Origin of the sequence: Paenibacillus baekrokdamisoli (genome assembly GCF_003945345.1) — a bacterium.
GTDB classification, from domain to species: domain Bacteria; phylum Bacillota; class Bacilli; order Paenibacillales; family Paenibacillaceae; genus Paenibacillus_Z; species Paenibacillus_Z baekrokdamisoli.
Genome location: NZ_AP019308.1, coordinates 1,885,304 through 1,909,033 on the forward strand (window position 1 = coordinate 1,885,304; position 23,730 = coordinate 1,909,033).

Annotated in this window: 21 protein-coding genes; 9 read left to right on the forward strand and 12 right to left on the reverse strand. The window is 44.0% G+C overall.

Annotation, left to right across the window (positions count from 1 at the left end):
• Positions 1-43: 43 nt before the first annotated feature.
• The 4 genes from EKN16_RS08255 to EKN16_RS08270 all read right to left on the reverse strand — a co-directional run bounded on the left by EKN16_RS08255 (position 44) and on the right by EKN16_RS08270 (position 4,669).
• On the reverse strand, positions 44-1,387 hold the full coding sequence (locus tag EKN16_RS08255; protein WP_125655323.1) for an extracellular solute-binding protein: 1,344 nt from the start codon (positions 1,385-1,387) through the stop codon (positions 44-46).
• Between the two features lie 41 nt (positions 1,388-1,428).
• Positions 1,429-2,541, reverse strand: coding sequence for a Gfo/Idh/MocA family protein (locus tag EKN16_RS08260; RefSeq protein WP_125655326.1), 1,113 nt, complete (start codon positions 2,539-2,541; stop codon positions 1,429-1,431).
• 14 nt (positions 2,542-2,555) lie between these two features.
• Positions 2,556-3,404 carry a sugar phosphate isomerase/epimerase family protein gene (locus EKN16_RS08265; RefSeq protein WP_164522728.1) on the reverse strand — a complete coding sequence of 283 codons (849 nt, stop codon included), beginning with the start codon at positions 3,402-3,404 and terminating at the stop codon, positions 2,556-2,558.
• An 86-nt stretch (positions 3,405-3,490) separates the two neighbouring features.
• Complete coding sequence (locus EKN16_RS08270; protein WP_125655329.1) at positions 3,491-4,669, reverse strand: VanZ family protein; 1,179 nt, start codon at positions 4,667-4,669, stop codon at positions 3,491-3,493.
• Positions 4,670-5,129: 460 nt separating this feature from the next.
• Between EKN16_RS08270 and EKN16_RS08280 the strand changes: the two genes are divergently transcribed.
• The 4 genes from EKN16_RS08280 to pdxR all read left to right on the forward strand — a co-directional run bounded on the left by EKN16_RS08280 (position 5,130) and on the right by pdxR (position 10,685).
• Positions 5,130-6,692 (forward strand): spore germination protein, encoded by a 1,563-nt coding sequence (locus EKN16_RS08280; RefSeq protein WP_125666015.1) that lies wholly within the window; start codon positions 5,130-5,132, stop codon positions 6,690-6,692.
• A gap of 12 nt (positions 6,693-6,704) precedes the next feature.
• Positions 6,705-7,913, forward strand: a complete 1,209-nt coding sequence (locus tag EKN16_RS08285) for a Ger(x)C family spore germination protein (RefSeq protein ID WP_125655333.1) — start codon at positions 6,705-6,707, stop codon at positions 7,911-7,913.
• Positions 7,910-9,001, forward strand: a complete 1,092-nt coding sequence (locus EKN16_RS08290) for a GerAB/ArcD/ProY family transporter (RefSeq protein ID WP_125655335.1) — start codon at positions 7,910-7,912, stop codon at positions 8,999-9,001. Before EKN16_RS08285 ends, EKN16_RS08290 begins: the two co-directional genes overlap by 4 nt.
• 247 nt (positions 9,002-9,248) lie before the next feature.
• Positions 9,249-10,685 carry a MocR-like pyridoxine biosynthesis transcription factor PdxR gene (gene pdxR / locus EKN16_RS08295; protein ID WP_125655337.1) on the forward strand — a complete coding sequence of 479 codons (1,437 nt, stop codon included), beginning with the start codon at positions 9,249-9,251 and terminating at the stop codon, positions 10,683-10,685.
• 136 nt (positions 10,686-10,821) lie between these two features.
• On the opposite strand, the gene cyoD is transcribed toward pdxR, so the two are convergent.
• From cyoD to EKN16_RS08320, 5 genes are all read right to left on the reverse strand, one after another.
• Positions 10,822-11,148, reverse strand: coding sequence for a cytochrome o ubiquinol oxidase subunit IV (gene cyoD, locus EKN16_RS08300; protein WP_125655339.1), 327 nt, complete (start codon positions 11,146-11,148; stop codon positions 10,822-10,824).
• Positions 11,149-11,775, reverse strand: coding sequence for a cytochrome o ubiquinol oxidase subunit III (gene cyoC, locus EKN16_RS08305; RefSeq protein ID WP_125655341.1), 627 nt, complete (start codon positions 11,773-11,775; stop codon positions 11,149-11,151).
• Positions 11,775-13,754, reverse strand: a complete 1,980-nt coding sequence (locus tag EKN16_RS08310) for a cbb3-type cytochrome c oxidase subunit I (protein ID WP_125655343.1) — start codon at positions 13,752-13,754, stop codon at positions 11,775-11,777. The genes cyoC and EKN16_RS08310 overlap by 1 nt, the downstream gene beginning before the upstream one ends.
• A gap of 35 nt (positions 13,755-13,789) precedes the next feature.
• On the reverse strand, positions 13,790-14,698 hold the full coding sequence (cyoA, locus tag EKN16_RS08315) for a ubiquinol oxidase subunit II (RefSeq protein WP_125655345.1): 909 nt from the start codon (positions 14,696-14,698) through the stop codon (positions 13,790-13,792).
• Positions 14,699-15,607: 909 nt separating this feature from the next.
• Positions 15,608-16,699: a collagen-like protein gene (locus EKN16_RS08320; RefSeq protein ID WP_232016300.1), complete on the reverse strand. Its 1,092-nt coding sequence runs from the start codon at positions 16,697-16,699 to the stop codon at positions 15,608-15,610.
• 742 nt (positions 16,700-17,441) lie between these two features.
• On the opposite strand from EKN16_RS08320, the gene EKN16_RS08325 reads away from it, so the two are divergent.
• The 4 genes from EKN16_RS08325 (at position 17,442) to EKN16_RS08340 (ending at position 20,049) form a co-directional block, all read left to right on the forward strand.
• Entirely contained in the window at positions 17,442-17,756 is a 315-nt protein-coding gene (locus tag EKN16_RS08325) for an ArsR/SmtB family transcription factor (RefSeq protein WP_125655347.1), read from the forward strand.
• Between the two features lie 19 nt (positions 17,757-17,775).
• Complete coding sequence (locus tag EKN16_RS08330) at positions 17,776-19,068, forward strand: arsenic transporter (RefSeq protein ID WP_125655349.1); 1,293 nt, start codon at positions 17,776-17,778, stop codon at positions 19,066-19,068.
• A gap of 32 nt (positions 19,069-19,100) precedes the next feature.
• Complete coding sequence (gene arsC / locus EKN16_RS08335) at positions 19,101-19,523, forward strand: arsenate reductase (thioredoxin) (protein ID WP_125655351.1); 423 nt, start codon at positions 19,101-19,103, stop codon at positions 19,521-19,523.
• Between the two features lie 85 nt (positions 19,524-19,608).
• A complete protein-coding gene (locus EKN16_RS08340; RefSeq protein ID WP_125655353.1) occupies positions 19,609-20,049 on the forward strand; it encodes a protein-tyrosine phosphatase family protein in 441 nt (146 codons plus the stop codon).
• Between the two features lie 133 nt (positions 20,050-20,182).
• On the opposite strand, the gene EKN16_RS08345 is transcribed toward EKN16_RS08340, so the two are convergent.
• Entirely contained in the window at positions 20,183-20,830 is a 648-nt protein-coding gene (locus EKN16_RS08345; RefSeq protein WP_125655355.1) for a histidine phosphatase family protein, read from the reverse strand.
• A 224-nt stretch (positions 20,831-21,054) separates the two neighbouring features.
• Here EKN16_RS08345 and EKN16_RS08350 point away from each other — a divergent pair, with 224 nt between their 5' ends.
• Entirely contained in the window at positions 21,055-21,696 is a 642-nt protein-coding gene (locus EKN16_RS08350) for a L,D-transpeptidase family protein (protein WP_125666019.1), read from the forward strand.
• A 461-nt stretch (positions 21,697-22,157) separates the two neighbouring features.
• On the opposite strand, the gene EKN16_RS08355 is transcribed toward EKN16_RS08350, so the two are convergent.
• Positions 22,158-22,430: a hypothetical protein gene (locus EKN16_RS08355; protein ID WP_232016302.1), complete on the reverse strand. Its 273-nt coding sequence runs from the start codon at positions 22,428-22,430 to the stop codon at positions 22,158-22,160.
• Between the two features lie 232 nt (positions 22,431-22,662).
• Entirely contained in the window at positions 22,663-23,166 is a 504-nt protein-coding gene (locus EKN16_RS08360) for a hypothetical protein (RefSeq protein ID WP_125655359.1), read from the reverse strand.
• Between the last annotated feature and the right edge of the window lie 564 nt (positions 23,167-23,730).

Sequence of the window (23,730 nt, forward strand, 5' to 3'; positions counted from 1 at the left end):
GAGTTGGTCACCCCGTTCCCTTCCTGTATCGCAAAGCTTAGCTTTATGGATTGTTCATCTCGAAGTCATTTTGTAATTGTTTAGCTGTATCCGCCGCGCTCTCGTCGCCGACGAACACGTTCTGAACGCCGTTCAGATGCGTTTGAGTTGTTGTCGGATCGATTGTATTATCGAAAGCGAGGTCTCCACCCTTAACGGTCTTGAACAGATTAAGGACGTCGATGGCTGTTTGCGAATAACCAGCGGCTTTAAAGTCTCCGTCAACGTTCTGTGCAAGCCCAACCCCTCCCTTAAGTTCAAACATAACCTTAGGAAAATTCGTCATATAAAAGTGGAGAAAGTCTTTGGCTTCAGCCATATGCTTACTGGCAGCTGAGATTACGTAAGAGTTCCCTGGCGAGAGCATGAACTCACTAACATCGCCTTTACCGTCTACCGTTGGGAACGGGAATACGCCTACGCTGTCCTTGATTGTGGAATTCTCAATCGATCCAGCGTCCCATGAGGCGGTGAAATACATCGCTGCTTTGCCGCTCAAGAACAAATTCTGCGCAGTCGCATAATCCACAGAGACTGCACCCTCCTCGAATCCCTTCGCATTAATAAAATCCTTGAACTTCGCAAGTGATTGAACGTAAGGGGCATCAGTGAACTTCTTCTTCTTATCCATCACATCTTTCAGGAATCCAACTCCAGCTTCCCGCAGAACAATATTCATGAGGAAGAAGGAACCTGTCCATGTTTCCTTCTCTCCTATCGTCAAGGGGATAATGCCTTTTGCATTGAATTTCTTGGCACTCGCCACTAGTTCCTCATAGGTTGACGGGATCTCTACGCCTGCCTGCTTGAACAAATCCTTGTTGTAATACACGTAAGCAATATCCAGTGTCTCAGGTAATCCATAGGTCTTTCCGCCAAAGGTATAATTGCTCAGCACGCCTTGCTTAAAGGTATCCTTCAAGCCGTCCTTAGCCAATACATCGTCTAGAGGAGCAAGCAAACCCTCATCAGCGAAAGGCTTCATCTGCGCACCTGGGTTTAAGCTCGTAATATCCGGTATTTCATTGGATGCGGCTTGAGTCTTCAGTTTCAGCTTCTGTTGATCAGTTGTCAGCGCATCGACATTAATGGTGATATTAGGGTGGGCCTTGGTATATTCGCCAATAAGCCTTCTTAGCGTCTTCAAGTTCACGTTGGATTCATCCGCGTAAGGCGTCTGCAGCGACAGCGTCACCTTCTTGTCGCTTGATCCCGCACCTGCACTGCCGGAATTGGTAGCGCTGTCATTTTTCTGGCCGCTATTATTCGTAGACCCGCATGCTGACAAGGTCGATACCGCTACCATACCTACAAGAACAACTGAAAGAAGCCGTTTTGCTTTTACCATGCTCTAACCCCGCCTTTTCATTACATAAGTTGAATTGCCGATTAACTGATCTTCGTTCTCGTACTGAATCTGTAACCATCCATCGGAAGAGACTCCGGCTGGGCGCAGCTGCTGCCTACGTTGTAATATTGTTCCGCATTCGACGATAGCTCAAACCCGTGCATGACCTCAAGGACATGATAAGCCAGATCGCCATTCGCACGATGAAGCTGACCGTTTGCGATTCCGTGAGCCATATCCATCAGACCTATCCCTCTATGGTTTCCTGTAAAGCCATACACCATCGGAATTTCCTTGAAATCCGGCCAATCATGCCTTTTGACGAGAATCGGACCGCCAAAATCGTTCGGATCGGGTACAATCAGCGTCCCATGCGTCCCATATATTTCGATGTGCGGAAGCTTGGAGCCCAAGACGTCAAAGCTGGTTATCATCGTGCATACCGCTCCGTTATGAAAATCCAGAATACCTGCGGAGTGGGTAGGCGTCTGTACTTGGAGAGTATCTCCATAGTTATAATCGTTCGTAATCATTCTTTCCGGGAACGTGATTCGCGTCGATCCGGCTACCCGGCGAATCGGTCCGAGTAAATGGATAAGCGTGGTTAGATAATACGGACCCATATCGAACATAGGACCTGCGCCTTTCTCATACAGGAAGCCTGGATTAGGATGCCAGCTTTCCGGTCCCTCCGACATCATAAAAGCAGTCGCTCCGATCGGTTCGCCGATCCATTTGTCATCGATCAACTTTCGGCAAGTTTGAATACTGCCACCCAAGAAAGTGTCCGGCGCGCATCCAACCGACAATCCTTTCTTCTTAGCCAAGGACAGAATTCGCTTGCCTCCTTCAAGATCTAGCGCGAGCGGCTTCTCGCCATAGGTGTGCTTGCCTGCTTCAAGTGCCCGGAGATGAATCTCAGCATGAGCTTGAGGTATCGTCAAGTTCAGTACGATATCAATATCAGGGTCAGCCAGCAGCTCGTCCACTCCGCAGGCTTTGGGAACTCCATATTGCTCCGCTCTTTCCCTAGCCCTATTCATGTCCAAATCCGCACAGGCGGTAATGTCGAGCATATGGAAATGCTGAATATTGGTAAAATAAATGGAACTAATATTGCCGCATCCGATAATACCCACCTTGAATTTCCGCATGTCTTTATCGCTCCTCAAACCGTCTGCCATAGCTTACTGAAGTTTGAATAACTGCGCTGGACGCTATCCAGTGGCTGTAAGCTCGTCATATCCTGTTCGACGAATACGTATTTCGCGAAGCCTAACTCTTGAATAACACGCAAGATTCCGCCAATATCCATGATACCGTCGCCGATCTCCGTGAAATCTTCCGCCTTCCAGAATTCGGAGAACCGTTGTTCTGTAATGACTTCTTCCGTGCCAACAAGCTCCAATAAATTGAGCGGCTGTGTAGTTGCTGGCACATCCTTCTGATGCACCAGATCACACCGACTACCCAGCTTGCGAAGATATTCGATGGGATCGACTCCACCTCTCATCGCCCAGTAGGTATCTAGTTCAATTTTCACGAGATTCTCATCCGTGTTATCCAGCAGCCTGTCCATGATCGTCTGGCCGCCCATCGGTTGAAATTCGTGGAAGTGATTATGAAAATAAAAGTTCATGCCGTGCTTCAGGCAGATTTCGCCCCATTTATTCATATTTGCGCTTAAGTCATGTACATCCTGCAGATTCGAGAAGTAATGGATGGGATAGACGATGGCCGAGCTGCCGACTTCTTGGTTGAAGTCAACGATTCTCTCCCAGTTGGCATTATTCAGTGGATATACGTGAGTAGATACAGCCTTCATTCCCAACCGATCTAGCTCTTTTCTTAGTTCATCCGCCTTTAATCCACCCGTCAACAGCTCATCGCCCGTGTTGGTGATAGCAAGCTCCAAATTCTTATATCCGATTTCGGCGAGTCGCTCAAGTGTTCCGAGAATATCCTTGTCCCACTCCTCTCTAACCGAGTACGCTTGTAGACCAATTGAAGCGTTCATTGGACATCCCTCCATTGCCTTGTAGTGGATTGTTCTGTGATGTCCTCATTATGAGCCATGCCGCTTTTCTCGAACATACATAAACTTTATGTCGCATGTTTGTTTTCTTTTGGTCTTTGTGGGCGTCTGGATGGTCTTATACCAGACGCATAGTCAAAATAAAACTGTCGTCTGCCGTGTGAGAATACAACGAGTATGACATGAATGAAAAGCACAAGAATAAACAAGAAGTAAAAAAGGAGAACACCTACGTTGAACCACACCTGATAAGGATAAAAAGCCGAATCCTGATCAATCTCTATACCACCTATTGCTGACAGAACATGAAACAGCAGCCAAGGCAGATATAACGACAGAAATCGCTTAAATAGAGACCTAGCGAAAGGCTTGCCGGTATTCTTGTCCAAAAACCGGAAGCGCAGAATCGCGGACCCGATGGTTTTGCCTTGCCATACAAGAGGAACAAGGTATAAGACAAGCACAAAAGTGAGCGAAGCACACACGAAATCCGTCAGCCAGTCCGATGAGAAGAGAGACGCAAGTGGTAGATAAACCAGCTGGAATACGATGTAGTCAATAAGCAAAGCCAGCAGCTGCGGCAGAGGAAATACAATATCCTTCTCCAGAATCCTCTCTCTTTTGGCTTCTATGCTCTTACTTGATGGGAATAACGCCAGTACAATCGGAGCAATGAGAAACCCGCACAGGGTGCCGCTGCTATTGACCATTAGATCATCAACATCGAACAGCCTATAAGGACAATTAAAATATCCGAAAACACCCGTTAATTGCGTTACCTCAAAGAAAAGCGATAGTGAGAAGCCAAGCAGCAGCGCCCGCTTCCATGATTTCCGATTATTGAAAAAGTACCTGATATAAACCCCAAAAGGAAACAATAGCAGGAAATTAAAGACGGTTTGAAGGAAAGCCCTCCCTTTCACCAGCTGAACATAGCTCGCAGGCTGTGACCACACAACGGAAGCTTCCTTGAACATATCATGGACAAAGGAAAAAGGAATCAGCGAATAATAAACCGTATTTGCTGATTGATGAGCGCATGTATTCCTCGTTGACGGAAAAGGAAGCAGCACCAGACTCAAAGCAGCCAGCAAATAAAATATAAATGAAAAGCTTAAAATAAATTTCCACCAGCTAAAAAAGCCATCTCTCCTGTACGTGTAAATCAGCCAGGGTAACATCAGAATAAAAGATAAAATGACAAAAACAAGAAAAGCAGTTCGAATAGGAAGAGCATAAACAGACATTATCGTACTCCTCCGCTAGTTGCAGCGCAAAATAGGCATTCACTACTGTGAAATACCAACATGAACTATCAACTTCATCATTTGATGGGTATTTTCCCCTCTTTAATTAAGGATATACAATCAATTACAAACAAGAGGAGTGTGTGGATATTCCTTCGTTGGATCCCTTCTATTCTAGTTACCTCTTCTTCTTTGCTTAAAGCATTTGGGGTTATTCATTTCGGATATTTTTCTTCCTGATCATGACTAGATAAAAGATAATCGGGGACAATAAATTGGCTCCGCAAATCAAGTAGACTATAGAATAAACAAACCAGTCGGTATTTATGACATTTTCATAGATCCAGGAATGATACCAATCCAATATATGAACCTCCGTTAACTGTGTTTCACTCATCTTAACCAATATAATCCGCATTATACGGCCTGCTGAATAGTGAAGGGGGATTTAGTTTTGTCGATGTCCATCGAACAATTGCTGAATGCGAAGTTCCAGATTCGATTAATGGATAATGAAATGATGATCGAACAAATATTGGAGCAAAGCGTGGATTTACAAAAACGTAAATTTGTATTTTACGATACCGCAGACCTCTCCGGTCTTTGCATTTATACGGATGGTTTGGTAGACATACCACAGGTGGAGTTGATTTTAAAATCATTAATCGTATATGGAAGCCAACTAGAAGGAACAGACCAGATCCATGATATAGGGAACATGATTCGCGAACAATTGCTGTTTAATGCTTCCCTTCGCCTTGTAACGAAAGTGGAGGATGGCATTGATGGTATTCTTAGTGGTGATTCCCTTATCTTACTTGATCAATGTTCAGACGGGATCTTGGTAAGCACAAGGGGCTGGGATGCAAGAAGTATTGAGGAACCCGCAACAGAAGGTGGAATTCGTGGCCCGCGCGATGGATTTACCGAGAGCATACGAACAAATACGAGTCAAGTACGAAGAAGAATTCGTGATCCGCTATTACGTATTGAAGCAATGAAAATCGGAAAAAAATCAAAAACAGATGTTAACGTGGCCTATCTGAAAGGAACGGTGAAGGAAGGCCTTGTCGACGAAGTAAAGTCACGGTTGGAAGGACTCGCAATTGATGCTATTTTGGAGAGCGGATACATTGAAGAATTAATCAAAGACTCACCCCTATCTCCCTTCAAGACGATTCAAAGCACGGAGCGGCCGGATAAAGTCGCCTCAGCGATCCTAGAAGGAAGAGTAGCCATTTTTATCGATAATACGCCGTTTGTGCTCATTGTGCCGGTCAGTTTTTGGCAGTATCTCCAAGCTGCCGATGATTATTATTTAAACTATTGGAACGCCTCTTTTTTTCGCTTGCTCCGTTTTTTTGCTTTATTCATTAGTTTCACATTGCCTTCTGTTTACGTCATGCTGGTTTCGTTTCATCAGGAGATGATTCCGACCGATCTCGCTTTGTCGATCGCGTCTGGAAGAGAAGTGGTTCCATTTCCCGTTTTGTTGGAAATGTTGCTCTTGGAGTTTGTATTTGAGCTTATCAGGGAAGCTGGACTAAGAATGCCAAAGGCTATAGGTCAGGCTGTGAGTATTGTCGGGACACTTGTCATCGGACAAGCGGCGGTACAGGCCGGGCTTGTCTCGCCATTTATGGTCATTATTGTAGCCATTACAGGCATATCGTCTTTTGTGATTCCCAACTATGAAGCTTCGATTACGATCCGTTTGTTGCGTTTCCCCCTCTTGATTGTTTCCGGGTTTTTAGGTTTGCTAGGGTTTTCCGCCGGATTCCTTCTTTTACTCATCCATTTATTATCTATACGTTCTTTTGGTGAACCCTTCATTGGACCCATTATACCTTTTCACCCTTCGGAGCTTAAAGATTTTGTTATACGGTTTCCTTGGTGGAGCATGAAAAAAAGACCCGGCTTCGCGCAAGGTGATCGAGATCGAATCAGTGAAGGTCAAATGCCGCAGCCCCCGACAACGAAACAACAATCAGGGCAAGAAAATCGATCAAATCGGAAGCCGTAAACGGAGGAAAAGATGAAACGCATACAGGTAGTGACGCTCCTGCTATTATTTGTAACCGTTCATCTTACCGGATGCGACGGTGCCCACGATATCGACGAGCTCGCTATCGTAACTGCCGTTGGTCTGGATAAGGGAGAACGGCGGGATTCGTTGAAAATAACTGTGCAAATTGTGCGTCCCGCCGATGCGAGAGGTCAAACTGGCACTCCCTCCGGCGGAACAGGAGAACCGATTTATTCCGTCAGCGCTGAAGGCAAAACAATTTTTGAGGCCATTCGCAATCTGGCCCGCTTTTCGTCAAGACGCATTTTTTGGGCGCATAATTTTATCGTTGTCATAAGCGATAAAGTTGCAAAGTCAGGAATTGCTGATATTATTGACTTTTTTACCCGCAATCACGAGCTGCGCTTAAAAACATGGATAGTCGTTACGCCGGATAAGGCTGGTCAATTGATTTCCACAAACACTGGAATTGAAGTTATCTCTGGAGATTCTTTGGATAAATTATTTCGTTACAACCGGATCCTCGCAGAAGCCCCGAGTACTAATTTAATGAGGCTGCAGGAATCGTATTTAAGTGAAAGCAGCCACCCTTTTCTTGCCAAATTAAAGTTGAAAAAACGAGGAATCCCCAACAAAAACCCGGAAAAGTCCGAAACGCTGAATCAAGCCGAGCTATCCGGCGTTGCCGTATTTAAGAAGGATAAAATGCTCGGATGGTTAAGTCCTGCGGAAGCCAGAGGGCTATTATTTTTCGTGGAAAAAGTGGAATCGGGGGTGTTTCCGCTTTCATGTCCTGATCAATCTGGCGGTAAAGTAAGTATTGAATTGAGAAAACAAAAATTTAAAGTAACGCCAACCTATGTGAACAAGGAAGTGAAATTCGACGTAAAGCTAACGACCCAAGGCGATTTAGTGGAATCCGGATGTACGACACGATTGGCAGATATGAGGAGGGAATTAGAGAAAGAATTAGCGGCAAAGCTGCAATCCAATTTAACAGGAGTTGTTGCAATGGCGCAAAAAGTATACAAAGTCGATTTTCTGAAACTGGGAGAAACGTTTCAAAATCGTTATCCTGAAGAATGGAAATGGCTTCGGAAGGACTGGGAGGCAGAATTCTTGAAAGCGAAAGTATCCGTGAAGGTCGATGCCAACATTACTAGCGCCGTACTGCTGCAAAGAGCGACGAAATTAAAGAAGAACGGAGATTTAAAATGAAAACACAAATTTCTAACGGCATGTTGGTGTCGCTTATTATTATCTTTGCCTATCCCAAAGCAATTGGCATCACACAAGGGATTATTGTAAGAGATTCGGGCGGGGATATGTTGCTGGCTACCTGCATGGCAATGGTTCAGGGCTTGTTCGTTATGCTGCTGACCGTCTTCATTGTCAGGAAAATACCCGGGAGTAATTTTATAGATCAGGCACAAATTCTCATTGGAAGCGCGGGCGCGAAATTAGTCGGGCTTGTTCTCTTTCTGTTTTTCTGCGGAGCCTTCGGCGCGACGATGATTACCTATGTATATCATATAAGAGATCATTTTTTGCCGGAGGCTCCCATCGCTCTTTTTATTATTGTGGCTCTTATCGTAGGCGTATATGCCAACTATCACGGTTTTGAGGTCATCGGGCGGCTTGCATTGATCGGTTTGTTCTCGGTGGTTATTTTTAATATCCTGATGCTGATCGGGTCAACCCAAGATTTCGATATAAAAGAATTGCTTCCGGTATTTCAATCGGGATTTTGGAATACCGTCAAGGCAAGCCGCCACAATGACACGGATTGGGCAGTGGCTACGCTAATGATAGCCATCATTTTGCCCATGGTTAAAGATGAGAAAATGTGGGGGAAATCAAGCGTAACAGGCATTATAATGGGATGGATAACCATTCTTATGTGGCCGATTTTCGAAGCCGGGAACCTGTCGCCGGAAGTAACGGGACAATATTTGGTGCCTTGCTTACAATTGTCAAGAAGCGCGGAACTCGGACACTTTATTCATCGCTACGAAATGTTTATGATTGCATTTTTCGCTATACCGCTCTTTGTGCAAATTTCAATGTGTTTATTTTGTGCTTCCCATGTGGCTGCACAAGTTTTAAAACTGCAAGACAGAAAGCCAACCCTTATTCCCGTATCGCTTCTTCTCGGCGGGGTTGGTTACTGGGTTGTTTCTGATCGTATCCGTGCCATGGATTTGCTCGCCATGTACTGGCCTCCTGCAGCATTAACTGTGGCTTTTGGGCTGCCGATCCTCCTTCTCGTTCTTGGCTTTCTATTCAAAAAAAATATCGGCAAATGATAAAACATTTTCAACTGATTCCCCCACCTGTGAAAACATACATAGTGTCGTGAATTAATAATGATGACGTCCTCAATCTCCAAGCAACATCCAATTTATTGTTAAGTGCACCATCCATGTTCAATAGATTGATATTCATTTGTCATTTTTATGATGAAAAGTTGGGCATCTTATGTCAAATAGAGTGGTAAGATAAAAATGATAGCCATAATTCTTTCAATATAAATAAACGGAAGGACTAATAAACGTGTGGAAACCTAATCGTCAAAGTAATCAACCTCTGTATCAACAAATAGCCGACGATCTAGAACGGAGAATATCTTATGGCGAATTTCCACCGGGCAGCGTACTTCCTTCCGAACGAAAATTGGCAGAGCAATTGGAAGTGAACCGCAGTACGGTGGTTCTTGCCTATTCGGAGCTTCGTGCGCTTGGAATTATTGATAGCCGGTCAGGAAGCGGAACGCGAGTAACCAAATATAAATGGGGAGCTACACCGAAGCATCCCCCTAACTGGCATCGGTATGCAGAAGGTGGAAGCTTCTTGCCTAACTTGCCCTTTATGCGCCGTATCCGGGAAGCTCTCGGGCAGAATCAATCCTTGATAGATTTTGCCAGTGGCGAACTGGCAGCGGATATATCTCCTGTAGAGGAAATCAATATTCTTATGAACGAAAATCATTATACAGAATATTTGGGATATGACAATCCGCAAGGATTTGTACCCCTCAGACAAGAGCTGGTCAATTATTTAAGTCAATATCGGGATATCCACACCACAGACTCGTCAATTCTCATTACTTCCGGCTCCCAGCAATCCTTGTATTTAATTACACAATGTTTGCTATCTCCCGGTGATGCGGTTGCCATTGAAGATCCTTCTTATTGTTACTCACTGCCCATGTTTCAAACGGCCGGGCTTCGATTGTTCCGTCTTCCCGTCGATCACAAAGGAGTCCGACCCGAGGATATTCGTACACTTTACAAAAAACACCGAATCAAGATGGTGTTTATTAATCCAAATTTCCAAAACCCAACAGGCGCGGTGCTTGATAATGAACGAAGAATCCAACTGCTTGATGTCGCAAGTGAACTGGGACTTCCGATTGTCGAAGACGATCCCTTTAGCCTGACTGCCTATGAGGGGGCACCTCCTCCTCCGCTCAAATCTATCGATTCGATCGGCTCGGTCCTCTACATCGGTTCTTTCTCCAAAATCGCAGCGTCCGGGCTGCGTGTCGGGTGGATGGTCGCTCCTCATTCCGTTATCGAGCGGCTGGCAGATGCCAGACAGCAGATGGATTTCGGACTTAGTGTTATACCTCAAAGGGTTGCCGCACAGTTTTTGAAATCTCCATATTTCGTTCCTCATATGGACCGTTTGCGAATGCATCTGCTCTATAAAAGGGACTTGCTTATCAAAGCATTACAGAAAGAACTGCCAGACTTGATAACATTTACGATTCCGCAAGGTGGATTGCATCTGTGGTGCAAAATTATACCTAAGATAAATGACAGTAAGCTGTTGGAGGAAGCCATCCGGAGAGGGGTTATCTTTGTACCGGGCAGTGTCTATGGATCGGATTCAGGTTATATGCGATTTACCTATGCAAGGCCCAAGGCAGAAGACATTGGTTCGGGTATATCAAAATTTGCTGCTGCACTTCGAGACGTACTTAGTTAGACAAGCATCTATACGAAGAATAGGGTTGTCCTATCTATCATTAATTCTCATGATGGATGGGACAACCCTTTATTTTATAACGAGCAAGCCATGCTGATGAAGTGAAGTAAAGTTAACCGAAATCAGAAAATTGGTTTCATAAAGCTACCATATTGTACATCATGATCCACATCGACCCGGCGACGATCACCAGCAGAATGACTAAGCCAAGAAGCAAGGAGATTAGATTGTATCGCGGTTTCTTCTCCTCACGTAGATGCATGAAAAAAAAGAGCTGTACGACCAATTGCAGCACGCCAGCCATCATCAGCATAACCGCATCTTCCGTCCCCTCAAGCCAGTGATTCATCACGATGACAATCGGAATCAACGTCAGGACTATGGAGCAAAGGAAGCCAAGCGTATATGATTTGAACGAACCGTGCGCTTCATCCTGAGAATGGACAGACTCTACCTGTGCCATTTAGCTCACCCCCATTAAATAAACAACCGTGAATACAAAAATCCAGACTACGTCAAGAAAATGCCAGAACAAGCTGATCACATTGACTTTTCGCATGGTTACAGGTGTGATTCCCTTCCTCGATAGTTGAATCATCAAGCCAACCATCCAGACTAACCCGACCAGTACATGCAAGCCATGGGTACCTACCAGCGTATAAAAAGCGGATAAAAAAGCACTTGAGCCCATTGTCGCGCCTTCATGCACCAAATGTATAAACTCGCTAACTTCCAACCCGATGAAAACTGCGCCTAGCACTACCGTGATGCCAAGCCAGCCAAGCAAGGCTTGCCGTTTCCCTCTATGCATGGCCAATAACGCCAATCCGCATGTATAGCTGCTGGTGAGCAAAATGAACGTGCTCGCGATCACCCCGCCGATCTTGAACAACTCTGCAGGCCCCGGACCTCCGTTGGTATTGCCGCGAAGAACAATATACGTTGCAAAAAAAGTGCCAAATATCATCACATCAGTCATCAGATAGATCCAAAATCCGAACGTTCGCATACCCTCCAAATCTGGATGGTTATGGTGCTCCGAATGCGATTTGGGTTGAAAAGCATGCCCCGTCAGCTTTGATTGAGCCATTAGCTTGTCACCTCCCTTATTGCAGCTTCCGTACGTGCAATTTCATCCACTGGGACATAATAATCCGTATCATAATTGAAGGAATGGGCAAGCATACAACCCGCTACGCCAATAAGTCCCGGTATCGTTAACCAAAGCCAGTGAAATACGAACCCAAAACCGGTCAAAAACCAAAAGGCAGCCATAATGATAGGAATTGCAGAATTTTTGGGCATGTGGATCGGCTCCAGTTTCACAGGAGCAATAGACTTTTCTCCGCTTTCCCTGCGCAGCTTTTCCTCCCACCACTCATCCTGCTCCGAAACTTGCGGGAGTACCGCGAAGTTATAATGAGGCGCAGGCGAAGGAATCGACCACTCCAACGTACGCCCGTTCCAAGGATCGCCTGTCGTGTCCAGATTGTTTCGACGATGTTTGACGCCATGGGCAATTTGCCAAACCTGAAACAGAAAAGCAATCCCCATCAAGCAAGCGCCAATAGTGGAAACCAGATTCATTGTCCCCCAGCCCTTGTCCCAACCGTAAGTCACGACTCTCCGTGTCATGCCCATAAGACCGAGCACATATTGCGGCATGAAGCAGACATAAAAGCCGATATTCCAAAACCAGAACGCCCATTTGCCTATGCGCTCATTCAGCTTAAAGCCGAATAGTTTGGGCCACCAATAGTACAAGCCGGCGAAATAACCGAACACGACCCCGCCAATAATGACATGGTGAAAATGGGCAACCAGGAAATAACTGTTATGAAACTGAAAGTCCGCCGGAGCAACCGACAGCAGCACCCCCGTCAGCCCACCCGTAACAAAACAAGGAATAAACGCGATCGTCCAAAGCATCGGTGTTTCGAACGTGATTTTTCCTCGGAACATCGTAAATAGCCAATTGAATACTTTTGCGCCTGTAGGGATCGCAATTACCATCGTCGTGAGGGCAAAGAAGGCATTGACATCTGCGCCCGAGCCCATCGTAAAGAAATGATGCGCCCACACGAGAAACGACAAAAGACTGATAATCATCATGGCATACACCATCGATTTATAGCCGAACAGCTTCTTCTTAGCAAACGTAGCAACAATTTCAGAAAAAATACCGAAGGCGGGCAGCACAATAATATAAACCTCCGGATGCCCCCACATCCAGATCAGATTGATATACATCATCGGGTTGCCGCCGCCGTCCAACGTGAAGAAATGCGCGCCCGCGTATCGATCCAGAAACAGCAGTGCCAGTGTTGCCGTCAAGATCGGAAAAGAAAAGATGATTGCGATACAACTCGATAAAACTGACCATGGGAACATCGGCATTTTCATCAGCTTCATGCCAGGTGTGCGCATTTTCAGAATGGTAACAATAAAGTTGATCCCTGTCATCAAACTGCCGATCCCTGAAATTTGTATCCCCCAAATATAAAAATCCTGTCCAACGCCCGGGTTATACATAAGCTCCGAATAGGGTGGATAAGCGAGCCAGCCCGCATCTGGCGATCCTCCGATCACAAAGGACAGATTGAAAAGCATCGCACCCGATAAGAACAACCAAAAACTTAATGCGTTTAGAAACGGATATGCCACATCTCTCGCCCCGATTTGCAAAGGCACCATCACGTTGAACAAACCGAACATAAACGGCATAGCCATAAACAAAATCATAATGACACCATGTGTCGTGAAAATCGAATTGTAGTGATCCGGTTCCAAAAATTTCAACTCCGGCACGGCCAGCTGCGCCCGCATGAGGAGCGCATCCACGCCACCTCGGAACAGCATAAGAAAGGCGGAAAGGATATACATAATGCCTATCTTTTTATGGTCAACAGTCGTGAGCCATTCCCCCCACAACCATCTCCATTTTTTGAAATACGTTAACGCAAATAGCACCGCTACAATAGTAAGAACAATACTGACGTCCGCTCCGTAAATTAACGGATCGCCCGTAACAAAGAAATTAGAAGCGAAGCTTTTCACTTTCTCCCCCATGGTCAACTCTCTCCTTACGTTCGATTCTAAACCCGCTACTCTTTCATCTGCATGTCTTGCATATCTTTGCTAGACATACCGTGATGGTGAGATGAAGCATACTTGGTGACGGTCTTCTCAAACAAACCTTCAGGAAAAGCAGAAAATGACTTCACACCCGACGCGGCTGGTTGTGCCAGCTGTTTATATCCCTCTAGAGTGAGTTTGGGAGATTCGGCTTTAACCTTATTCACCCATTTCTCAAAATCCTCCTGCGTCGTGGATTCCACATTAAAATACATCTTCGCAAAATCTTTTCCAGTGAAATTAGCACCGGATCCCCAATATTCCCCCTGCTGATTAGCTTGTAAATAAAGCGTCATCGCCATGCCGGACATCGCGTACATCTGGCCGCCAAGCTGCGGAATCCAAAAGGAGTTCATCGGGGAATCGGCTGTGATTTCGAATCGAATTGGCACGCCCTCTGGAAATTTCACATCGTTTACCGTTGCAATCCCCTGCTCCGGATATTGGAACAACCATTTCCAATCCAGCGAAGTCACCTGAATGGTCAACTGTTTTTTTTCCGACGCCAGGGGCTTGGACGGTTCCAGGGCATAGGTGGATCGCACCGTTATTACTGCCAGCGCTGCAATAATCGCAATTGGTATGCCCCACCAAATTACCTCCAGCTTGGTACTGTGCTCCCAATTCGGCGTGTATTTAGCTTTTCTCCCTTTTCTGTCCCGGTAACGCCATACAATGATCGCCGTAAGAATCAGAACAGGCACGATTACACTACTGCCTAATATGGTTGATATCAGCATTAGATCTTTTTGCTGCTCGGCAATGGGTCCTTTGGGATCCAGCACAATGATGTTGTCTGCACATCCGGTGGTCGTCAAAAGTAGAAGCACCAGCATGTAAAAACAAGCAAACCATCGAGGTGCCTTGGATAATTTCATGTTTCTCAGCTCCTATCGACTTACATTCATACTTGAATCACGTCTAACTTTAAAAGAGAAGGCTGGAAGTGTCACCAACCACTTATCAAGACAATCAACCGACCATGTTCAATAAATCGAAACAAATAGGACAAGATTAAGTCACAAAAAAACTCTTCAATTGAATGAAGAGTTTGCTCTATCAGGGCTTTCCTTATGTCGAACAAGAACACAAATGAATTCAGTGATAATATATCCTTGGGACTGCTTGAAGGAAATTCTTTCAGTCTTTTCATAAAAAGCAGGAACAGATGCTGATGATGGACTACTTTTCTTTCTTTAAATGAAGAAGACATTCTTTGCAAAGCAAGAAGCAGCTGATCTGATCCACTTAATGTTGTTGTTGTTGTGAAATTCCATAATTAATTAGAAAACGGAGCTTGCAAACCCGCGCGGCTCCGTTTTTATTGTTGTAGAATTCATTAGATTTTTTTGTTTTGTTTCTTAAAATAGTTATTTGTTGCAGAATTCGTATGTCTGTTGCTTCCTTAAACGAATTAGTCAAAAACTGTTAAAAGTAGCTGTGATCGCACGTGCACATATCCCTAAAGCAACCTTCGTTTCGTTCAATCATAAATAAATATTGACAAGCTATTAGCCGGAGTAGGGATCAAGTTCTTGACATCCACCAGTGACAAGAACTTGATCCCATAAATTTAAAAAGCCGCAATTTACGCGACTTTTAATGGGCCCATGTTTTTGACTTCCGACAAATTGTCGGATGACAGCTGTCTTGCGAGGTTTTACAAAGCATGTTTGCGGATCTGGTCTTGAAAATAAGCGAGCACAGTCGTCCTGGTTCTGGGTGATCGGCATCGTAAAATTGTTAGATTCCACGACGATGAGTCTTTGTCTGAGTAAATACAAATATTAAGAAGGAGTATAAGATAGACTGGCGCTAAATGAGAGTTGGGTGATATCAGCTGCTGAGGGATCCGTCGACACAAGCGTCCTTACTCGAATACCAATACGATCACCCGCAGCAACTACTAATGATCCCCCGACATTAATATTCGTTGCGGATCGGAAAGTACCAGCTGTAATGATATTATTCGGAAATCCGAATCTAACTGAACTAGTTAACGGAGTTGTCACGTAAGGTGAAGAACTATGATCAATCCCATTATTAGGAACTGACGGTGCGCGGAATACTGTAAAATCATATTGAAGACCGAGCGTATTTATAGAAACCACAGAAGCAACCAATAGATCTGCACTTATTTGTAAATTTTGAACGGTACCCGCAAAGGGAATTGGGAAAGCGAAACCACCTGCTTCGGGTGGCATAGTTGATTCTCCAGAACCGTCAATAACTTCAACCGTGTGATTACCAAAACCCATTAAAATTGGAGCAGCTGATACTACTGTAGCACCGCTGAGGATGATACCCGTTGAAAATGGAATTAATCCGCCAGCTCCTGGCGACCCTGTTGCTCCTGTTGCTCCGGCAGGCCCCGTTGATCCTGTTGCTCCGGCGGCTCCGGCAGCTCCAGTTGATCCTGTTGCTCCAGCGGCTCCGGCAGCTCCAGTTGATCCTGTTGCTCCTGTTGCTCCAACGGCTCCGGCAGCTCCAGTTGATCCTGTTGCTCCGGCGGCTCCGGCAGCTCCCGCTGATCCTGTTGCTCCGGCGGCTCCGGCAGCTCCAGTTGATCCTGTTGCTCCGGCGGCTCCGGCAGCTCCAGTTGATCCTGTTGCTCCGGCGGCTCCGGCAGCTCCCGTTGATCCTGTTGCTCCGGCGGCTCCGGCAGGTCCCGTTGATCCAGCGGCTCCGGCTGGCCCTGCTGGACCTACTGCTCCTGATTCTCCTGTTGGTCCTACTGCTCCAGCTGGTCCAGGAACCCCTTGCGGTCCCATCGCTCCGGTAGGTCCAGGCAACCCTTGAGGGCCTCCCGAAGGACCGGTAGGACCTTGTGGTCCTTGTGGTCCCGTAGGGCCAACAACCGTCGGAGCTGTAATATTCACTTCAGGCGGGGGACAACTTACCCGAATTATTTTTTTAATTACTCGAAGACAACGTTTCTTTTTTTTCCCTTTCGGAGGGCAAACAATTACGGTTTTCTTTTTACACCGTTTCTTATCAACTCGACAACTCAATAATGACACCTCCCTATAGAGATGGTTCAGTGTACGTGAGTAGTTTATTTTAGGGATGGACTAATTGCCTGATTTAGCTAGACTAAAAACTATTTTTAGAAAAATAGGTTAATGATAGGGTAGTTTCGTCCTTGGCTTTACTATAATATCCCACACGTTTTCAGTTATTAATACAAAGTTTAATAGAAAGTATAATAGAAACAACTTCAAGAGAACTATTGTGTACAAGAGCTCCTAACCAATTTACCGAAAAATAAATCTCAGTTCGGTGGTTATATATCCCATCTCAATAGCGTTAGCGGAAGCCACCTCTTTTATGAAATCTTTCGACTCATCTTTGGGTTCAATTGTAATATCCGAAAACCCACTTTCATTGCTTCAAAAGTATGCTGTACACGAGTCATCTCAATAAACCATCTAAGATGATGAGACCATTGAACCAAGCATTAAACTTGGTTATTATGCATTAGTTTCTAACAACTAAATTATCATATACCAATATAATTATTTACTTATATTAAGAAGTTTGGTTATAATACAACTGGATATTCTAAAAGGGATATCACGCTTCTTCTTTATAGTGAGAATAACCGAAACGAGGTGATATGGAATGATTCCCTTAGATGCATTAGCCGAAACTCTTAAACTTCTTTCTGATAAAACACGTTTGACGATCCTTGCCTTATTAAAAGAAAAAGAGATGTGTGTCTGTGATATCGTTGAGATTTTACAGATGACACAGCCAAATGTAAGTCAGCATTTACGGAAATTAAAAATCGGCGGTCTCGTGAACGAAACACGCCGCAGCCAATGGATTTACTATTCATTGAATGTTCATGATAAGCCTTACCTTCAAGGTATCTTGGACCAGCTTCCATCTATGAGAGAACAAATCGATGCAGTGAAAGCTGAAAGCTGCAATTAATGAATCAATAGGAGGATTTATGCTCGTTGTCGCGTCCCTCATTTTCTTAGTCACCTTAGTTTTTGTTATTTGGCAGCCAAAAGGATTAAATATCGGCTGGTCTGCAAGCGGCGGAGCCATCTTAGCTTTAATTGCCGGTGTAGTTAGTTTTACTGATGTATGGGATGTAACTCTAATTGTATGGAATGCAACACTCGCCTTTGTAGCGGTAATCTTAATATCGCTTATCTTAGATGAAATTGGTTTTTTCGAGTGGGCCGCTTTACATATGGCACGCTTCGCACGTGGAAACGGTACGCTGATGTTCGTCTATGTTATCTTATTAGGTGCGGCTGTTGCAGCTTTCTTCGCCAATGATGGTGCGGCACTCATACTTACGCCTATCGTACTAGCGATGGTTCGAGCTCTAAAGTTCGACGAACGCATGATCCTGCCTTTTGTCATCGCTAGTGGTTTTATTTCGGATACAGCCTCTCTTCCACTCGTCGTAAGTAATCTAGTTAACATTGTTTCTTCTGACTACTTTGATATTGGGTTTGTCGAGTATGCCAGCCGAATGATTGTTCCCACACTATTCTCTGTTGGAGCTAGTCTGCTCGTGCTTTATCTATTCTTCAGACGCAGTATTCCGAAGCAGTATGACTTGACCCAGTTAAAAGCGCCGAAAGACGCCATAAAAAATCCCTATCTGTTCAAAGTTTCGTGGATCATCCTTTCGGTTCTATTGGTCGCTTATCTAACCAGCGAATATATCAAGGTACCCGTATCCATCATTGCGGGCATTGCAGCTATTGCTTTTATCATCATGGCTAGACGTAGTCCTGAGATCCACACGGGGACAATCATTAAAGAAGCTCCCTGGGCGGTTGTTGTCTTCTCTATCGGGATGTATGTTGTCGTTTATGGGCTTCGAAATGTTGGACTCACCGACGAACTCGGTAAAGTCTTTCAGTGGGTTGGCGATCAAGGACTATTCGTGGCCACGATCGGTACTGGGTTTATCGCAGCTATCCTATCATCCATTATGAATAACATGCCAACAGTTATGATTGATGCACTCGCTATTCATGGCACGAACCCCACCGGTGTACTGCGTGAAGCTTTCGTGTATGCCAATGTTATCGGCTCCGATCTTGGACCTAAGATAACACCAATCGGCTCCTTAGCCACTCTACTTTGGCTGCACGTTCTCTCCCGTAAAGGTGTGAAAATCACATGGGGCGCGTATTTCAAAACCGGTATTGTACTGACGATTCCCGTCTTGTTTATTACACTATTAGGCCTTTATTTATGGCTTAAAGTCATTAGTTAATCTAAACCCCAACTAAAAGGAGAACAACGAACATGGAAAAGAAACTCATTTACTTTTTGTGTACAGGTAACTCTTGCCGCAGTCAAATTGCAGACGGATTTATGAACGCGCTTGGTGGAGATCGCTACGAGGTGAAAAGCGCAGGTTTAGAAGCGCATGGTCTTAATCCTCGTGCTGTCCAAGTTATGAAAGAAGCAGGCGTGGATATTTCGAACAATACTTCTAACGTTATTGACCCTGAGATTCTAAACCGTGCGACTTACGTAATCACCCTGTGCGGACACGCCGACGAACATTGCCCCGTTATCTCCAACCCGAATGTGATCAAGTGGCACTGGGGCTTCGATGATCCAGCCAAAGCAACGGGTTCTGAAGAAGAAATCATGACTCAATTCCGCACGGTTAGAGATGCCATTAAAGCTCGTGTAGAAGCATTCCTCAAGGATGGTAAGTAATAATGGCAGCTATCAAACCGGACGGCAATGCCCGATTCCATTTACATCATTCAAAAAAACGATACTTTAAAGGAGACCTAACTCGATGTCTAAAAACTATCAAGCCCTTGTTGGCGATCAAATTTATTTCGGTGGTGCAGCCGATGTGCCAGACATGATATCGGAAGCAAAATGTGAGGTTATCGTTGATTTACGCGAGGAAGCTTCCGAGAGCGTTGAATTGGATAACCAGATAACGAGAATCCAAGTTCCCATCGGCGATAATTCCGAAACGCCGCAAGCTGAATTATTCCAGCAAGCGATTAAGCATATCACTCATGCTTATAAAAGCGGTAAAAAGGTTGGTTTCCATTGTGGTGGAGGTAAAGGAAGAACAGGTGCCGTTGCAATTGGGACTTTAATTGAGCTGGGGTTAGCTCAGTCGATTGAAGAAGCAGAACTGATGGCCAAGAGTATCCGTCCGATCATTAGTATACGAGAGCCTCAACGAGAGGCTTTGGAGAAATTGTATGCAAAGGAATCATAATTGTAAAAATTCTCTATAGTTTTATACGCTAGGGAATTCAGCTTGTCGAGAAAGCCTATGTTTTTAGGGCTTTCTTTTTTCATGCCAAGTTTGGAATATCGCTCTACCCCCTCGTACTAAGGTGCATGGCTTTTTATCGCAATGTAAAGTATTTCTTTAATTCATCAAAACTAATCTTATTGACGACTTTATATCCTCTTCCTACTCCGTTTGGTTTAATGATGACAACCCCCATATAAGGAATTTCACCCAGCACTTTATTAGGCGAAAAAGTGTGACCAATTATGATTTTGTTAGTGCCCTGATGAATTGGCTTTTCGAATAATTCATTTAGTTTCTCAATGATGACATCTTCTTCCTGTTTCATGATCTTAGCACTACGCAGATATTCAATGTTAGAAAGAAATGGTACGACCTCTACATTTTGTTTACCAAATGCGATTTCAGCCGTTTCTCGAGTACGACAATATGGACTTACTAAAATAGGGAAATTCGTTGGAATCCTATGCTGACTAAAAAATTGTCCGATCCATCGTGCTTGCTCTTTACCGGTAAACGTCAAGTCTTTTTGAGTCTTACAATCATTAAATTCCACATGAGGCTGATCTTGACCTATAGTTTCACCATGCCTAAAATATAGTAGATATCCACCCTTCTGTAACTCCTGTATTAACGAAGATCTGTATGTATCCGCCTTTTCTGTTGCTTCTATTTTGTTTAAGTTAAACGTTGTTAGAACGAAAATGCTGATCATAAAAGCATAGAAAGCCTTTTTCATCATGGACCTTGCCCACTTCCTTTTCTGAGAATTTCACCTTGCTTATTTTTCCTGTTTATTAGTTTTTTATTCAGATACTCAATTTCACCTGAACGGAATGAAAATCAGGCCAGAGGATAAACTACATCATAACTTTGAAAATGAATTTTGTGGTGACTACAAATATGAATCGAAAGATACCTCACCTTCCTCTTGGAGCCCTTGTAATTGCTTTGCTTATTTTGAACATGACTGGAGTAATCGATTACCAAACTGCTTATGCCGATCCATCGCTGCCGATTGTAGCTGACCAAGGACTTTTTTCTATCGAAGTTTATCCTCAACAGCATCGACTAATAGTGCGGGTACAGGGGCAGAAAATGAAGACTTATACCGTCGCAGTTGGTAATCCGTCCACCCCTACCCCCGTTGGAGAATACAAAGTCGTATACAAGGGGAAAAATTGGGGCCCCTCCTTTGGTCCACGATGGCTAGGATTAAACGTTCCTTGGGGAACTTACGGCATTCACGGCACGAACAAGCCCTATTCTATCGGGCAGCATCAGAGTCATGGTTGTATCCGTATGCACAACAACGATGTCATTGAGTTATTCGAAATGATTCCGCTTGGAACAAAAGTAACGATTTATGGGCATGTATTGGGGGATCAATATCAAGATCCGAGGGATTTGGCAGAAGGAAACGTCGGAGGTGACGTACAATTAATTCAGTCCCGTTTGAAGAGCGCTGGATACTTCAAAGGAATATCTAACGGCAAATTTCGCTCGGATACAACAGAGGCCGTAAAACAATTTCAGCGTGACCATCATTTGGTGCAGAATGGTGTCGTCTCGATTAAGGTGTATGAGGAGTTAGGATTGATGGAGTGAAGGATAGGCGATATGCAATCCTCTCTGACCATAGCTTTCAGTATATGTTCTTGTTACTGACTTTTGACAAGAACATATATCATTAAAATGAAAAAAGCCGCAGATATGCGGCTTCATAAGCGTATATGTTCTTGTCACCCGACATCTCTTCATTAATTATACCAAACAATACTCTCCGCATCCCCGTATCCATAATAAGAAAACCGCGCATAGCGCGTATTAACGGATTATTTAGTGTATTTTGTAAATTAAACTCATCTATATTTCTTTTAGCTCCCTACGACGAATAAACCACCTCAGAGTTGAGGTGGTTTATTTGAACAATCAACAATTAGATATAGATTGAAACCCATTACTAATTGGGCAATCTTTTTCTTAACAATATTGCTCCACAATCCTCTTGTTAGAGGATCTCTGGTAGAGACAGATCTGCATTAGCTATGAATATGCGGTCATTTTCCTTAATGCTCCATACATGCGTTTATAATTTTCCTGTGAAATCCTTTTTTAGATTGACTTGTTCTGATGGGATTCCGATGGTTTCTGCCCTGCTTAACTAAAACTCTATTCTTTAAAATTGTGCCGTCATCTTTAACATGAACATCATGCCAGCCTTTGCCGTCAGCATCTAGATATACGAGAATAACCGTCATTGAATCTGTCATCTGTATTATATGCTGTAATTGGCTTGTATTCTTTGCAGAAACCGCATTGCTTCCAACTACCCACTCCAAATTGGGCGTTGGATTTGAACTGATAATACTCTTCAAATGCATAATATCCCCCGTTATCTTATACCACGGGTACCGCCAACAAAATAATGTTGTTGGCGGTACCCCTTATACAGGTAAGCTTTCGCTGCTCCGACACCGTGTGGCAGGAAAACAACCAGAGGTTACTGTCTCTCGTTACGATACGCTGTACAAGACAATTGTGACCGTCTGAAAAAAAGCCGCTCGACGCAGCTTAGGTGTTATTTTCATCAAGAACTGTACCTTCTAAAGAAAAATTTCTAATAAGAATGTTAGCTGCGGAATTAGTAGGATCTACAGGAGTAAGCAAAATGGCTTGCAGATGATACTCATGTTTCCCGTGGGGAACATTCGTCTCTGCAGCTGTAAAAGAAGTTGTATAAAACGCACCACCGTCATCATCAGTATCTATCACACTCATAACGACGAATACATTATCCCGTACAATTTGGTACTGTATTTGGGGCTCTCTCTCCGCTCTGCTATTATTAAAAGATACAACTGTTGCTGTAAGATAGATTCGGTCATCCCTATGAATGTGTTTCATAGTAATGGTTCCTAGAGTAACAACTTGATTAATAATTGTTAATGCTGTAGTACCGGATGGTATAGGAATTGGTAGTTGGTTTGAAAATGATCCTGTGATTGGGATCGGTGCAGGTGTCTGTGTTGTCGGCGTAAAATCAAACCATTTGGTTAGCCTCTCACAATCGCTCATATATCATCATCCTCTTTCAAAATAGTTTAATATATAAAATTCAGAAAGATACTAAATTGAACTAGATAAAATAATCAACTATTGAAAAACAAACAGAAGTCCAATCTTGACATCAAAGTTTATGCACTAAATGGCAGAAGAAACGTTTATTCTACCATTTGTTCTGATGTTGATTAACGTCATTTATAACTATAACTTAATCTGATCATCCCTTTGGCTCAGAATAGTCTTTTATACAAACAAATGTTTGGTATAATAAAATCAAACAAACATTCGGGGTGTGATGTCAAATGGCAAAGCCCCTTTTTTTAATCGACCGTAGGTCTGGTTACTTGGTTTTAGACGCCGTATTGATCAAATCTCCGGAAAAGAACGGAAGCAATAGCGACAACACTGGCAGTCGTGGAAACGCGATTTATTACGTCAACTTTACCGCAGTCAAAATTCTGGTGCGGCGCCTCTCTTCACCAACCCGGGATATCGTGCTGGTCTTGATCTCGACTACGACGTTGTTGCGTGTGAATAACAAAATGAACATAACGGATACCTGTTATGTTCATTTTG